We start from the raw sequence: 13,233 nt of genomic DNA on the forward strand, positions 1-13,233 counted from the left end.
GACGTGCCTAGCCAGAGCGCATGGATGGATGGAACGGCGAACGGATATCCATCCTATGTGGTAAGTGACGGCGTCACCACGCACCACACGTATGGCTTCGGGATCTACTCATTCTTCAATCAGGGAATCTACATCATCGAGGACGCCGCGATGACGGTGCCGGTTGCGAGCGGAGTGGCGGTCCACGATGCCGGAACCGTCCTTTTGAATGGCAAGGGGGAGATCACCCACGTTGTGAATGACACAGGGAGCGCCGCGACCAAGCCTGGTGCTTTGAACCCGGTGACCGCTTATCCATAGCCATCAGCACGGAGAATAACGAGGATTGAAGACCGGGAATCCACTTTTTTGGGAAACTGCGAGCGAAAGCCGAGGAAAGGTGCGTCACCCGGCCCGGTCTCTGCTCTCCTGGGAAAAGTGCACACGGAGGAGCTTTATCAGGATCCCGGAGAGCAGGCCGAATCCCATAGCGGGAACGGGTTGGCTAAGCTTTCAGCTGTTGGGTGCTGGCTGCTGGCTTCACGCAAACCAAAACGGCACTCGGGTAACTCTCACACCAACTGGCTGCCGCTGGTCTTCGGAGCGATGGCCCCTGCAGGCGCTCAGTGGCAGCTAGTACTTCTTACCTCTATTCATCAGCTTGGCCAGGTTGACTTCCAGATTGAAAGCTACCGAGTCGAGCGCTAAATGCACGCTGTGCGTGTATCCGATTTGGAAATCGAAAATTTTGTCGGGGGAGTACTCAATCCAGGCGGAGCCGCCGTTGTCATGTGTGAGGGAGGCGTCGCCCGTGGTTTCGGCGGCAAGTTCGTATGCTCGTCCATTCTTACCTGTGCCGGCCGTAGTCGTTGACTTCTTTGCGACAAGTTTGCTGAACATCTTCTGCTGTCCGGAGGGAAGCACGTCGTAGAGGCTGCCGCCCACGCTAAAGTTGCCGCCCAGGTCGATCTTGCTGCCGCCGGTGAACTGGCTCACAAAGCCCAAGGTCGTGAACGGACGATGGAAAGACTTTGTGTCGGTCAGGCCGTTCGACAGGCCGAGTTCGAGGAAAGGAGTTAGACGATCAAAGTCGTGCTCGAGGTGATTGTTCCACCCATAATTTGGACGGCCGGTGCTTACGCCCTTCGTAGTGCTGCCCGTAGGAGCGGTTACCGTGAGCGTGGAGTTGTAATTCGCGGCATCGCCGGTCGTCTTGAACTTCATGTCCATGTAGATGTTGCCCAGGCTGTTTAACGAGCTGGAGGTGCCCTTGGTTGTCGTTGTGCCCGTGGTGGTCGTTGGCGTTGACGAAGAGACGAACGACAAGGGCACGCCCATGTCTACGCCCCAGTGTTCGTTGAAGTTGTAGCCGACGTTCGATCCCAGATCGAGCACTCGCTCCTGGGAGTTGGCGCTGCCTTCGAAGTTCAGCGTGGAGGTCCACCCGGTTTCGTCGGCGTCCTTCTGGTTGGTGGGCGCGTTCTGCGCAAGTACGGATGTGGCTAAAAATGCTAGTAAAGAAACTGCTGCAAATCTGCGAATCACGATGGACACACTCCCGGCTTTGGTTTTGTTGCTTGCTGTTTTGCAGAGAGAGTATTAAAGACAACCTTGCCAGGCGTCGAGGGTACCGGAGTGATATGTACGTTTGGACGAATTCGATTGTTTTGCCGGAAGGGCCGCCCGACCCAGATACGCACACTACTTCAGTAACTTTGATCGTACCCACATCCAATACACACTCACCTTGTGGATGCTATCGACTGGAGACCGAAACAAAAGGAGTTCGCAATGAAGAAAATCTCGCTTATTTTCACGACCGCTGTTTTCGTCGGTGTGATGAGCTTGCAAGCATACGGGCAAGGACACTCTGGGACGCGCTCTAACCGTGGCGCTCAGCTTCACGGCCAAGATCGGGCGAATGAAGTCCACTCTCTAAACGCCGCCAAAAAGAAAGGCAAGAAAGGCAAGAAAAGCCACAAATTTGGCTTTCACCACAACGATAAGGATAAAGGCAAGGGGAAAGGCGACAACAGGTAACGCTGAATCCACGCTTCTCACCAGTATCTTGTCTGAAACCGCTGAGCCTTGCCGCTCAGCGGTTTTCTTTGTTTGAGAGCACGGGAGAGCACGGGGGCATCCAGGAGGTTCCCATTCTGGTCCTAGAAGATCAGGAGAAGCTGCTGAAGTGGAGGACAGCAGACGGAACCTTTTACTCTCATGGCCTCGTGAGGCGAAAGTTTCTGCTGTCCCCGTTTGATTTCAGTCTTTAATTGACGGCGGACTTCCACCTGTACGACGCTCACCTAGTCGCCTTCCTGCAGACTCCGCTATCACCCCGAGCCCCACAGATGCCGCTGCGAGAACTAGACCGTCGATCTCGGCGAGTAGCCGATCTACCTTCGCAAACTCGCTGATGGCTCTTCCACCCCAAAAGAAAGCGATCCCCGCAATCCCAAATAGACCCCGAGCAATTCCTCGAAGTAGAGAACTCGCAAACTTATTTGATTGAGGCACTCGGCGAATTATGACATCAATAGCTTGGCCCCATACGTCGTCTAGTCGTCGTCGTGCTCAGGCTCCGTGTGCTGGGCTTCTGAGACATGGCAGCGACGCTCGCTGTGAATTCGCATCTCGCGGCTGTTTTCCAGGTCTTCGAAGTTGCCGCTGAAGTAGCTGCTGCTCCAGTAGGCTTTCTTCGCGATCTGTGCTGCAACTGTCTTCGCCATCTGAAGGTTGTCGGCAAAGACCACGACGCGTGCTCCCTTGTCGAGGAGAGGCAGCCGTCCGTCAGTGTTGGCTGCATCGGCTTCGTCCTTCTGAACGTTCACTGCGCAAGCGACCGTGTCGGCGCGGAAGGCTTCGGGTGCACGCGCATCGACGAAGACAGCCGTGAAGTCGCGATTGAAGATGTAAGCAAAGCCGTCCAGATCGGTTTGCACCGTGTTGCCCAGGGCGCGCCATACCGGCAGGCCGAGTTGATAGCGCAAAACGTTGGTGAATCCATAATTATCGTGTAGCGCTTTTGCCACTCTCTTGCTCTTGCCGCAAGAGGGTCCGTTGCAGGTGAGGACCAACGGTGCGTCAGCTGGATATCGGGCGGCGATCTCTCCAGATTCATGCTGCACGTTGTTGGGATCAGCGGTCGAGTCTGGAGGTATGTTGATGGCGCCGGGAATGTGCGAAATCGCATACTCCTGGGGAAAGCGGACGTCGAGAACCGGAGGCGTGCGCTGCGCCAGAAAGTCCACCAGCTGAGCCGTGGTGATTTCCATCCCCGGCTGGTTGGCCTCGAGCAGGCTGGTGTGAGCGATATCTGGAATGGGACACTGCGCCTGAACGGGACTGAGCACAATAAAGAAGATAGCCAGCACGGCAGCGAAGATCGGGACATAGCGGGCGGATTGCTTCGGAATAGAATTCATATTTCCTCCTCTGGAAGCTGCAGGTTTGCGCTGCGGCCGAGCTGTGGCAATGTTTCGGGTGTGATTTGCCAGTGATTACGAAGTGAAGATGTAAGCAGCAGGAAGGAAAAGCTTTTTGGGGTAGAATCAGACCTCTCCCCGAGGCCCTTCGATGCGTCCGGCGACGCAAATTCCGACTGTAATCCGGTTTGAGGACTACGAGCTAGATCTCTCTACCGAAGAGCTGCGCAAGAACGGCTTTTCTCTCAAGCTGCAGCCGCAGCCATTCAAAATTCTCGCCTATCTCGCGATGCACCCGGGTGCGCTGGTCACGCGGCAGGAGCTCCGCGATCATGTCTGGACGGGCGATACCTTCGTAGATTTTGATCTCGCCATCAATCAGGCAATTAAGCAGATTCGCGCGGTCCTCAACGACGATGCCGAGCGACCGCGGATTATCGCCACTCTGCCGCGACGAGGCTACAGGTTCATCGCCAAGGCTGAGGCGACCACTGCGCCTGAGATCAGCTCACGGCCGCCTCTGCGGGACGTGCCCCAAACCGCAGAGCCGCTGCCAAAATCTATTGACGCCCCACTGCGAAGGCGCCACTGGATCACTTTGGCAGTAGCGATCGTTGCGACTGCACTGTTGCTCGCCGCTTTGATTGGCTATCGCCTAGCGAGAAGCAGCCGGCAAGCGGGACAGGTTCGGCTGGTTGTCCTGCCATTCGAGAATCTCACAGGCGATCCCGGCCAGGAGTATTTCGCCGATGGCATGACCGAGGAGATGATCGCGCAGCTTGGGGCGATGGACCCAAATCGGCTCGGAGTGATCGCCCGCACCTCAGCCGTGAAGTACAAGAACAGCGGCAAAGGCATCGACCAGATTGGGCAGGAACTTGGAGTGGATTACGTACTCGAAGGCAGCGTGCGCGAGGCAGCTTCGCGGGCGCGCATCACGGCGCAGTTGATTCGAGTGAGCGACCAGATGCATGTATGGTCTGAGAGCTTCGACCGCGACTTCAAAGACATCGTTGCCCTGCAAGCCGACGTTGCCCAGGCGATCGCCTCCCGCATCGACGTAGGCCTGCGACCGCCTCAGGTTCAGACCGCACAGTCGGGGCAAACAAACTGGGAGGCATATTCGGCGTATCTGAAAGGACGCCATTTCCTGCTGGACAACAAAAGCAACGCGACCATCGCTCTGGCCGTGCAGTATTTCCAGCGGGCGATCGCACTCGATACAAACTTCGCACTCGGCTATTCCGGATTAGCCGACGCTTATGCCGAACAGGCCGATGCGGACTTGGATCCGGCAAAAGCATTTGCATTATCCAAGCAGGCTACGGTGCGCGCTCTGAGCATCAGTCCAAATCTCGCCGAGGCGCATGTCTCGCTCGCGAACGAGCTTTTTTACGGCGAGTGGAAGTGGACAGAGGCGGAGAGCCAATACAAGCGCGCGCTCGAACTGAAACCAACCTACGAAGAGGCGCACCACTCCTACTCGCATTACCTCACGCTAGCCGGTCGCCATCAGGAGGCGCTGCAGGAGTCGCGAAGGCTGCTGGAGCTGGACCCGCTGTCCTCGCACATGAATTCCCATATGGGACTGGCGTTGCTGCGGGCCGGGCGCTTCGACGAAGCATTAGCGCAGTTCAAGAAGACGATTGCGTTGGATCCCAACTATGTGCGCGTGTACCAGCACATGGGCTACGCCTACGAATGGCACAGAATGTTGCCGGAAGCGATCGCCGCCTACCGTAAAGGCGTAAGCCTGGCAGGCGAGACGCTGGAGGTCCAGGCAGATCTTGCCCGCGCCCTGATCGAAGGCGGCGAGCGCGAGCAAGGTACACGGATCTTGCGCCATCTCGAGGCGGAGAGTGCAAGTCGTTATATTTCGCCCGTAGATTTGGCGGGCATCTACACCGCCCTCGGAGATCGCGATCGAGCACTCACGCTGCTCGAAACCGCCTTGCAGCAGCGCAACGCAGCTCTGCTGTATCTTCCCCAGCGTATCGAGTTCGAGTCGCTGCACGACGAACCACGCTTTGCCCGCCTCCTTCGCGAGGTGGGCGCTCCGGCAGGCCCTTAGCGGGACAGGTGAGAAAGGATCTTGATACCTAAATAAGACGGCAGCACCCGGCCCACTTTTTCCCATTTTGGTTTTTGCAGCGGGAGGCTCCACTCATCGCGGTGTTCGATGAGTGGGTTATCCAGAACGTCTCGTCTATAATGCGCCGCGTGCCGCGCGATCTGATCCGAATCTACGGTTTTCAGGTCTGAATCCAACTGCTTCCTCACGCCGTTTGTCGTTCTTCCTCGACTGTTGCTGAAGACAGCGCGGATTTCGCCGGAATAAATACTGAAAATACGGTTCTGCAATTTGGTCCTGGCCAGCCTCCGCTGTGAACCGAAATCGATCCGCCGTGGCTCTGGATAATGTCTTTCGAGAGCCACAATCCGAGTCCGGTGCCAGTTTCTGTCTTGGTTGTGTATAACGGCTCGAAAATTTTGCTTTTGTCTACCGGGTGGATACCGGAACCCGAATCGGCAACCGTGATACGAACGCCCCGAACACCTGGATTTCGCCAATCTTGTGAATTCCTGATACGGATCGTGATTCGGCCCCGATTGCCAACCGCATCAATCGCGTTGGCGATAAGATTTGAGAACACTTTCCGAATCTCACCGGGGAATGCGGATACTTCATTGTGCGTCTGGTAGTCCCGTTTCAGGTCTATTAGTCTAGATTGCAGTCTGTGCGCGTATAGGGCGAGCACTTCATCCATAACCTCTGCAGGAAGCACAGGAACAGCAGAGGCGGTGTCGCGGTAAAAGCCCAACGTGCGCCGTGTCATGTCTGCCATGCGAGCCAGTTCCTGATCGACTACGTCGAGTTGTCTTTGGGTTTTTTCGTCAAGAGACTTGTTCTTGCGAATGAGATAGACAAGGTTCGTCACCGCTTCAAGCGGATTATTGAGTTCGTGGGCAATGGTTGCTCCCAAGCGTCCGATGGCGGCCATCTTCTCCGAGCGCCGGAGAATCTCCTCGTTGCGTTTGCGTTCTGTGATATCCATGACAATGCCGAGACAATGGGACTTGCCAGTCTCGTCGTGATACAACTCCCCACGTTCACTCAGCCACACGACTTGCCCATCAGGTCTGAGCAGCCGGAGTTCGATGTCCGCGCTGCCCTCACGAAGCAGCCGCTCGATTGCCGCGTCAACTTTCGGTTTGTCTTCCGGGTGAATTACCTTCCTCCAGCTCTCAAATTTTCCATCCGGCGCAAGCTCACGCAATGCGGGTAACTGGGCGAACCAGGTTACCCCACCGGTTTCCACATCCCAGTCGAACGCTGTGACGTTCGCCATAGCGTGCGCGGCACGAAATCGCTCCTCGCTCGACCGCAGTGCGGCCTCGGCACGTTTGCCCTCGGTGAAGTCGCGAGCAACAGTCGCCGCTTCGACAATAGTTCCTTGCTCGTCGAATATAGGAGAAATCGAGAGTGAGATATGAAGGCGTCTTCCGTCTTTGGTTACGCGTTCTGTATCGAAATGCCCAATTCTCTCTCCGCGCCTGAGTCGTTGCAGAATCTCATCGACTTCGGTCGCCTTCTCTGGCGGAGCTAGCAGTGCAACGTTCTTGCCGATTATTTCCCCCGGCGTATATCCAAAAAGCTGCTCCGCCGCTCGGTTCCAAGTGAGGACAATTCCATCGAGACTCTTGTTGTAAATCGCATCGTCCGAAGACTCTACAACAGCCGCAAACTGTTTTGTACGCTCATCGGCGATCTTCTGCGCCTTGGATTTCTGTTTGGCGATACTGCTGATGACGAGCGCCACAAGTGCGAAAAAGAGAAGGCGTAGGAGATCATTACCCCGATATGCAAACGCGTATTGCGGCGGTAGCAGGAAAAAGTCCACAACCGCAGCCGAGAGAATTGTCGCGAACAGCGCGGCGCCAAAACCACATATCCGCGCGCTGAGCGCCACCGCCGCAAAGAAGAATATAAAAGGCAGCGACTTTGCCGGCCCCAGCGAATTCAACACCAGCGCAGCAAGAACAAACAGTGCTGCTGCCCCATATCGGACAAACCAGTGCGACGATCCCAAGTCGGCTTTCAAGTTTGAGTCGAGAGGTACGCGCATTCTGGCTTCAGGTTCGGTTCCGCTTCAGTCGTTCCAACAGGAGATCGGGATGGATTGGTTTGGCCCACAGCTCAAATGCATATCCCTCGTGGCTCGCCTCCCTCATTAAGTCGCGTGCCTGGGCTTGGCCTGAGAGCAATATGATCCGCGTTTTCGGGTATCGAGAACGAATTGATTTTGCCAACTCGATTCCGTTTATTCCGGGCATTACAACATCGGTAATTAGGATGTCGGGAGCGCGGTCTTGTGCCTGATCCAAAGCGCGTTCGCCGTCATGCACCGCGATTGCGTCAAAATCGCCGCTGTCGTTGAGGATCTCGGCGAGGGTGTCGGCGATCAGACTCTCGTCATCAACCACAAGGACAGTTCGTCTGAGACGCTGTTCTGCAGGACCTGTGCTCCTGGCTGGAAATTCGTTTTTGGGAAATCCCTGTTGCTGCGGAAGTACCAAGATTATGCTCATGCGCGCTTGTCTTCTCGCAATTGCGAGCCCCATTCACGAACCATCTACTCCGAGCCCAACCATTGGCCTATCTACCTGAGATGCTGTCTATTGGCAACACGTTAGCCAACTCTGCACTCGAACCCGGCAACTAAGGTATGGGATTCATTTCAAAAATGGAGTCTCACTTCTCCACGCGAAAAATGCTGTCGGAACGCATTAACCGCGAAAGACTACTCCGCAGACGCGCCCTTTCGAACCCATATGCAAGAACGTAAGACCCGGATTCTTTTCGCTGATGACGAACCTGGCATTCGAATGACATTGCCGCTCATTCTGGAGCAGGAAGGTTTCGAAGTGTCAGTGGCAGCTACGGTTGCCGAAGCGCTGGCCTACATCAACCGAGATTCATTCGATGTGTTATTGGCAGACCTAAACATAGGCGAGAAGGGAGACGGATTCACCTTGATCAGTGCCATGCGCCGCGTTCAGCCGAGCGCGGTCACACTGATTCTCACCGGGTATCCCGATTTCGCAACAGCACTGGAAGCCATACGAAACCAGGTTGACGACTATCTGACAAAACCGACTAACGTGAAGCAGCTCGTCGAGACGATTAAGGAAAAATCCAAACAACCCCGGCACGTTATCCCTCTACAGGTTAAGCGCGTCTCAACCATCTTGCGTGAGAGCATCGATGAGATCACGGATGAATGGCTCAGGGAAACAAGCCAGAACACAATGCTTTCTTCCGTTAGCCTCAGCCAGAAGGAGCGACTCGATCACATTCGTTTGATCATCGAAGAGCTTGCGAAACGAATCGAGGCTGGACCAAACGTGATTGCTGACAACGCGAAAAAAGGCGCTACAAGACACGGTCAGGAGCGCTATGAACAGGGCTATACCGTGCGGCGTATCGCGATCGAAGCGCGACTCCTGCACGTTGTCATCTCGCGCGTCCTGCACAAGCATCTTCTCGCCGTTGACATGAGCACCTGCATCTCCGACATGATGCTGATGGGCGAGGGCCTCCACGAAGAATTCGAGGAGTCGATCCGCGCTTTTGAAGAGCAATCAGGCTATGGCAAGACGGCGTGATAGAAACTGGCCATATAGAAAGTTGATGGCCAAACGTATTTTGTCGATCTCATATGACCCGTCGTTGCTTCTGACGCGCCAATTGCTTCTTCAGCAAATGAGTCATGAAGTGAGATCTGCGGAGGGATTCGCGAAGGCTTGGGAAATTTGTAGCGAACAGGCTGGCCGATTCGATCTGATTATTTTGGGGCATTCGGTACCTCATAGTGATAAAGAACCCATCATCGCCCACATCACGAAGGCGACGTTCGCGGCGCAACCCGCTCAGTAGATGCAAGTGATCCAATAGGCTTCTTGGTTGCCGTTCGGGAAATGCTGTCAGAGTAATTGGCCTAAGACTCAACGAACATCCAATTGTCATTTTGGGATATGGCAATGGTAGAACTTCCTCGGTTCAGGCTGCTCGCCCTCCTGATGGCGTGTGCCACCCTGCTCCTAACCAAAGTGCTGAGTGCTGAGCAGGTCCCTGTGCGCCACAAGGAAGGGCTGATGCATGGCTTTCTCGCGCTGCGCACTCTTGAAGGCAAAAGCCTCGCCGACGGCGAGATGACCCAGATTGCAGAGGGTAATCGCGTCACGAGCCATCTGATCTTTCGCTTCAAAGATGGTTCGCTCTATGACGACAAGGCCATATTTTCTCAAAGCGGTAGTTTCCGGCTTTTGAACGACCATCTCATCGAGCGAGGTCCATCGTTCAAGCAGCCCATGGAAACGTCAATCGACGCATCCACGGACACAATCACAGTGCACTACAAAGATCGCGGCGACGGGGAGAAAGTGATCAGGCGGCAGCTCAAACTGCCGCCCGACCTTGCCAATGGCATGCTTCTGACGCTGGTGAAGCACATCCAACCAAGTCTGCCGCAAACGACTGTGTCCCAGTTGGCGACCACCCCTAAGCCGCGGTTGGTTAAGCTCGTTATCCTTCCACAAGGCGAAGAATCGTTGTCGAGCGGTAGCACCGAACATAAAGCCATGCACTACGTTGTGAAGGTCAAAATCGGAGGTGTCGCTGGGTTATTAGCGCCTATCTTAGGCAAGCAGCCGCCAGACATGCAGGTATGGGTTCTCAGTGGCGAAGCGCCAGCGTTCGTCAAGTTGGAAGGGCCACTCTACAACGGCGGCCCCATTTGGCGGGTCCAGTTAGCAGCTCCGGCCACAATCCCCTAACTGAGTGGGGCGCCACTCTTCGTGTCTTTCGAAGGGTGCACGGAAACAGGGTGGAACAACTGTTTTTTTGATTTATTTTTGGTCGAGCTCGCAACATGAAGGTTATCGGGCAACTTGACAATGATGCGCGGCGCCTTCGGCGCACTAGATTCCTTCTGCGCCAAGCAAACCCACCCGCCAGCACACCCAGAATCAATGTTCGGACCAAAATTGAACGCATCCCATTAATTCTAGGCTTGGCTGGAAAAAGATGAGCCCAGCCGGGACGCGCTCTCCGCCTAACGGAAACTGAGTGTTGGTGGACCCGGTCGAGATCGAACCGACGACCTTCCCGGCGTGCCGGGACGCGCTAGCGCTATTATCAAAACCTGAGTAATTGGTGGACCTGGTCGGGATCGAACCGACGACCTCTTCCATGCCATGGAAGCGCGCTCCCAGCTGCGCCACAGGCCCACTGTGAGGAAGGACGATAGGACAGCTCTTATTCTCGCCTGCGCCGGGGGCTTCGGTCAATCAACGCTCTTGGGGTCGAGCGGTTCGGTTGCCACCAGGAGTATCCTTTTCATGTGATCAGGGGCAGCCTTCTTCTCTTAACCATCGCCATATCGGCCTTCTGTTCTGCGCAGACGTCGTATCCGCCAGGCAATCCGCCAATTTCTTCGCAGGCTGGTTCACGCCCTCTCAGCGCGCCGCCTCCGGTTGCAAATCCGACGATTACGCCAACACCATCGCCGTCGAACTCGGGCGACCTTGGCGCGATCCTGCAAAGGCTTGAGCAGGAGACCAGCGGCCTGAATGCTGACGTGGGCAAGCTGCGCGTGGAGAAGTGGAAGGTCGATTCGGCGACTAAGCATCAGGCTTCGGAGAACATCGGCTCTGTGCAGCGCAATGTGACTGCAGCGTTGCCCGGACTTATCGCCGCTGTACGCACAACACCGCAAAGCCTGGCTGCCAACTTCAAGCTCTATCGCAATCTGAATGCGCTCTATGATGTGGTCGCGTCCGTGAGTGAATCGGCGGGCGCGTTTGGCAAGCGCGAAGAATACGATTTGATGGTCCCGCATGCCTCCGCATTGGATGAATATCGGCGCAACTACGGAGAGTATCTGCAGCAGATGACTGCCACTGCGGATGACCGCATGGCGGCCGCCGAGCGCGAAAAAGCCGCTGCTATTGCTGCCCAGCAACAGGCACCGCCGAAAAAGATTGTTGTGGACGACGACGAGCCTGCGCCGCCTCCGAAGAAGAAAAAGACGACCAAGAAAAGCGCCGCAAACCCTTCAACCACAGGGGCTTCGACCCCAAAGTGAAACTAAAGTAAGCTTGCAACCGCGCATCGAATCGGGTTCTCTATAACATCAGAGTTTTTGGGGGCTGCTGCGTTCTCGTGTAACACAGCATGCAGCGTCCTTTAGGTGTGCCCGAACCAGTGAGGGGCGTGGCATTCCGGGAACTTTCCCTGGAGCTCTGGGGTCTATCCGCATAGAGGTTGTGTGTTGCCAAGACGGGGAGACCTGCTAAGTTATGGGTAGCGCCGTGAGAAGCATGGCGGGAGTTACTACGTTGGCAAACCTCGCAAGCGCGATATCAGCACGTGCCGCGGAGACGTCGTTTATCGCTGAGCTGAAAGCCGGCTCAGAAGACGCTTATGAGTGGCTGATCGCGCACTATCACCAGCCCGTGTATGGACTGGTGTATCGCATCCTTAATGATCCGGCTGATGCGGCAGACACAACTCAGGAGGTTTTTCTCAAGGTCTTCCGCGGCATAAAGCGCTTTCACGGCGAAGCGAGCCTCAAGACCTGGATTTACCGCATCGCGCTGCACGAGGCGTCGAACCAGCGCCGCTGGTGGTTTCGCCACAAGCGTCGCGAGACAACGATGGAAGCTCCGATCGGCGAAGAAGATCGTCAGGGATTTGCGCTCAAAGAGACTTTGGTTGACGAGCACGATTCGCCCTTCGATTGCACGGCGCACGAGGAGGTTCGCATCAAGGTCGAGCGGGAGTTGGCGCAGGTCGCCGAGCCCTACCGCACAACCGTCGTGTTGCGGGATATCGAGGGACTCTCCTATGAAGAGATTGCCGAGATCCTGCAGGTTTCACTCGGTACGGTGAAGTCGAGACTAATGCGTGGACGCTTCGCGCTCAAGAAACGTCTTGAGGATTACGCCAGGCAAGCGGGCCGCGATCTGGGCCTGAAGGTTCCCAGCCACGGCGCTCGAGTGGCATCACTGGAGGTCGGAAGCAAGTAATGGACTGCAAACAAGCCAAGTCGAAGTTGTCCACGTATCTAGACGGGGCCGTGAGCGGTCATGAGATGCGCGTAATTTCTGCGCACCTGGAAAGCTGCAGCCCCTGCAACACAAGCTATCTTTCCCTGCAGCGCACGCAAGCGCTGTTGTCCTCAATTGGGACGCGCAAGGCGCCCAGCGACCTTCCGCTCCGGTTGAAGATCGCGATTCAGCAGGAGCGCTCGCGCAGCGCAGCCCGCACGCTGCAAAATATCGCCCTGCGAATCGAACACGCAATCAATACATTCATGCTGCCCGCCACTGCCGGGCTCACAACCGCCGTGATCATGTTCGGCGTGCTCATTGGATTCTTCGCGATTCCCGAAGTGGCAGACGACATCCCAACCTCGCTGTACACACCGCCGCGACTCTCGAACGGACCATATGAGATCCAGGGGATTGACGGCCCAGTGCTGATCGAAGCGAGCGTGGATTCAAGTGGACGCGTGCTCGATTACCGCATTTTGTCGGGCCATGACAGTGACGCTGTACGCGTGAAGATCGACAACGCGCTGATCTTCACCACGTTCGAACCGGCGCGCGCCTTCGGCGCGCCAGCCAGCGGTCACGTGGTGCTAGCCTTCTCGACCGTGAATGTGAAGGGATAAGTTAAACAATAACGGAGCGCCGGGCGTCCTCGCCCGGCGTTTTTGTTTGATAAGAGAACGCCTCGGTCACCAGACCAGATGGGAGAGGGCTC

14 protein-coding genes and 1 tRNA gene are annotated in these 13,233 nt (G+C 56.0%); 9 read left to right on the plus strand and 6 right to left on the minus strand.

Annotated features, from left to right (window positions below; genetic code table 11):
• Nucleotides 1-300: hypothetical protein (locus tag DMG62_04750; GenBank protein ID PYY24034.1), on the plus strand; the 300-nt coding region annotated here is incomplete at its 5' end.
• Nucleotides 301-612: 312 nt separating this feature from the next.
• On the opposite strand, the gene DMG62_04755 is transcribed toward DMG62_04750, so the two are convergent.
• Complete coding sequence (locus DMG62_04755) at nucleotides 613-1,533, minus strand: hypothetical protein (GenBank protein ID PYY24035.1); 921 nt, start codon at nucleotides 1,531-1,533, stop codon at nucleotides 613-615.
• A gap of 237 nt (nucleotides 1,534-1,770) precedes the next feature.
• On the opposite strand from DMG62_04755, the gene DMG62_04760 reads away from it, so the two are divergent.
• Entirely contained in the window at nucleotides 1,771-2,019 is a 249-nt protein-coding gene (locus DMG62_04760; protein PYY24036.1) for a hypothetical protein, read from the plus strand.
• 518 nt (nucleotides 2,020-2,537) lie between these two features.
• On the opposite strand, the gene DMG62_04765 is transcribed toward DMG62_04760, so the two are convergent.
• Nucleotides 2,538-3,404, minus strand: coding sequence for a sulfur transferase (locus tag DMG62_04765; GenBank protein PYY24037.1), 867 nt, complete (start codon nucleotides 3,402-3,404; stop codon nucleotides 2,538-2,540).
• Between the two features lie 151 nt (nucleotides 3,405-3,555).
• On the opposite strand from DMG62_04765, the gene DMG62_04770 reads away from it, so the two are divergent.
• Nucleotides 3,556-5,475, plus strand: a complete 1,920-nt coding sequence (locus tag DMG62_04770; GenBank protein ID PYY24038.1) for a hypothetical protein — start codon at nucleotides 3,556-3,558, stop codon at nucleotides 5,473-5,475.
• On the opposite strand, the gene DMG62_04775 is transcribed toward DMG62_04770, so the two are convergent.
• The 3 genes from DMG62_04775 to DMG62_04785 are packed head-to-tail and all read right to left on the minus strand — an operon-like array spanning nucleotide 5,472 to nucleotide 7,994.
• Nucleotides 5,472-5,684, minus strand: coding sequence for a hypothetical protein (locus DMG62_04775; GenBank protein ID PYY24039.1), 213 nt, complete (start codon nucleotides 5,682-5,684; stop codon nucleotides 5,472-5,474). The two genes, DMG62_04770 and DMG62_04775, sit on opposite strands and share 4 nt — an antisense overlap.
• Nucleotides 5,681-7,531, minus strand: a complete 1,851-nt coding sequence (locus DMG62_04780; GenBank protein ID PYY24040.1) for a hypothetical protein — start codon at nucleotides 7,529-7,531, stop codon at nucleotides 5,681-5,683. Before DMG62_04780 ends, DMG62_04775 begins: the two co-directional genes overlap by 4 nt.
• A 7-nt stretch (nucleotides 7,532-7,538) precedes the next feature.
• Nucleotides 7,539-7,994, minus strand: coding sequence for a response regulator (locus DMG62_04785; GenBank protein PYY24128.1), 456 nt, complete (start codon nucleotides 7,992-7,994; stop codon nucleotides 7,539-7,541).
• Nucleotides 7,995-8,237: 243 nt separating this feature from the next.
• Here DMG62_04785 and DMG62_04790 point away from each other — a divergent pair, with 243 nt between their 5' ends.
• The 3 genes from DMG62_04790 to DMG62_04800 all read left to right on the plus strand — a co-directional run bounded on the left by DMG62_04790 (nucleotide 8,238) and on the right by DMG62_04800 (nucleotide 10,241).
• Complete coding sequence (locus DMG62_04790) at nucleotides 8,238-9,071, plus strand: hypothetical protein (GenBank protein ID PYY24041.1); 834 nt, start codon at nucleotides 8,238-8,240, stop codon at nucleotides 9,069-9,071.
• Nucleotides 9,055-9,342, plus strand: a complete 288-nt coding sequence (locus tag DMG62_04795; protein PYY24042.1) for a hypothetical protein — start codon at nucleotides 9,055-9,057, stop codon at nucleotides 9,340-9,342. Before DMG62_04790 ends, DMG62_04795 begins: the two co-directional genes overlap by 17 nt.
• A 197-nt stretch (nucleotides 9,343-9,539) precedes the next feature.
• Nucleotides 9,540-10,241: a hypothetical protein gene (locus DMG62_04800; protein PYY24129.1), complete on the plus strand. Its 702-nt coding sequence runs from the start codon at nucleotides 9,540-9,542 to the stop codon at nucleotides 10,239-10,241.
• A 377-nt stretch (nucleotides 10,242-10,618) separates the two neighbouring features.
• Here the strand turns inward: DMG62_04800 and DMG62_04805 are convergent.
• Nucleotides 10,619-10,694 (minus strand) — tRNA-Ala (locus DMG62_04805).
• Nucleotides 10,695-10,807: 113 nt separating this feature from the next.
• Here DMG62_04805 and DMG62_04810 point away from each other — a divergent pair.
• The 3 genes from DMG62_04810 to DMG62_04820 all read left to right on the plus strand — a co-directional run bounded on the left by DMG62_04810 (nucleotide 10,808) and on the right by DMG62_04820 (nucleotide 13,141).
• A complete protein-coding gene (locus tag DMG62_04810; protein ID PYY24043.1) occupies nucleotides 10,808-11,551 on the plus strand; it encodes a hypothetical protein in 744 nt (247 codons plus the stop codon).
• A gap of 235 nt (nucleotides 11,552-11,786) precedes the next feature.
• Complete coding sequence (locus DMG62_04815) at nucleotides 11,787-12,494, plus strand: RNA polymerase subunit sigma-24 (protein PYY24044.1); 708 nt, start codon at nucleotides 11,787-11,789, stop codon at nucleotides 12,492-12,494.
• On the plus strand, nucleotides 12,494-13,141 hold the full coding sequence (locus tag DMG62_04820) for a hypothetical protein (protein ID PYY24045.1): 648 nt from the start codon (nucleotides 12,494-12,496) through the stop codon (nucleotides 13,139-13,141). Before DMG62_04815 ends, DMG62_04820 begins: the two co-directional genes overlap by 1 nt.
• The last annotated feature ends 92 nt before the right edge of the window (nucleotides 13,142-13,233 follow it).

Source organism: Acidobacteriota bacterium, assembly GCA_003225175.1.
GTDB lineage: Bacteria > Acidobacteriota > Terriglobia > Terriglobales > Acidobacteriaceae > Gp1-AA112.

Excerpts from the sequence above, each read along its gene's own strand:
- DMG62_04760 (PYY24036.1), top strand. The coding sequence starts at position 1,771 with ATGAAGAAAATCTCGCTTATTTTCACGACCGCTGTTTTCGTCGGTGTG.
- DMG62_04765 (PYY24037.1), bottom strand. The coding sequence starts at position 3,404 with ATGAATTCTATTCCGAAGCAATCCGCCCGCTATGTCCCGATCTTCGCT.
- DMG62_04770 (PYY24038.1), top strand. The coding sequence starts at position 3,556 with ATGCGTCCGGCGACGCAAATTCCGACTGTAATCCGGTTTGAGGACTAC.
- DMG62_04780 (PYY24040.1), bottom strand. The coding sequence starts at position 7,531 with ATGCGCGTACCTCTCGACTCAAACTTGAAAGCCGACTTGGGATCGTCG.
- DMG62_04785 (PYY24128.1), bottom strand. The coding sequence starts at position 7,994 with ATGAGCATAATCTTGGTACTTCCGCAGCAACAGGGATTTCCCAAAAAC.
- DMG62_04790 (PYY24041.1), top strand. The coding sequence starts at position 8,238 with ATGCAAGAACGTAAGACCCGGATTCTTTTCGCTGATGACGAACCTGGC.
- DMG62_04795 (PYY24042.1), top strand. The coding sequence starts at position 9,055 with ATGGCAAGACGGCGTGATAGAAACTGGCCATATAGAAAGTTGATGGCC.
- DMG62_04815 (PYY24044.1), top strand. The coding sequence starts at position 11,787 with ATGGCGGGAGTTACTACGTTGGCAAACCTCGCAAGCGCGATATCAGCA.
- DMG62_04820 (PYY24045.1), top strand. The coding sequence starts at position 12,494 with ATGGACTGCAAACAAGCCAAGTCGAAGTTGTCCACGTATCTAGACGGG.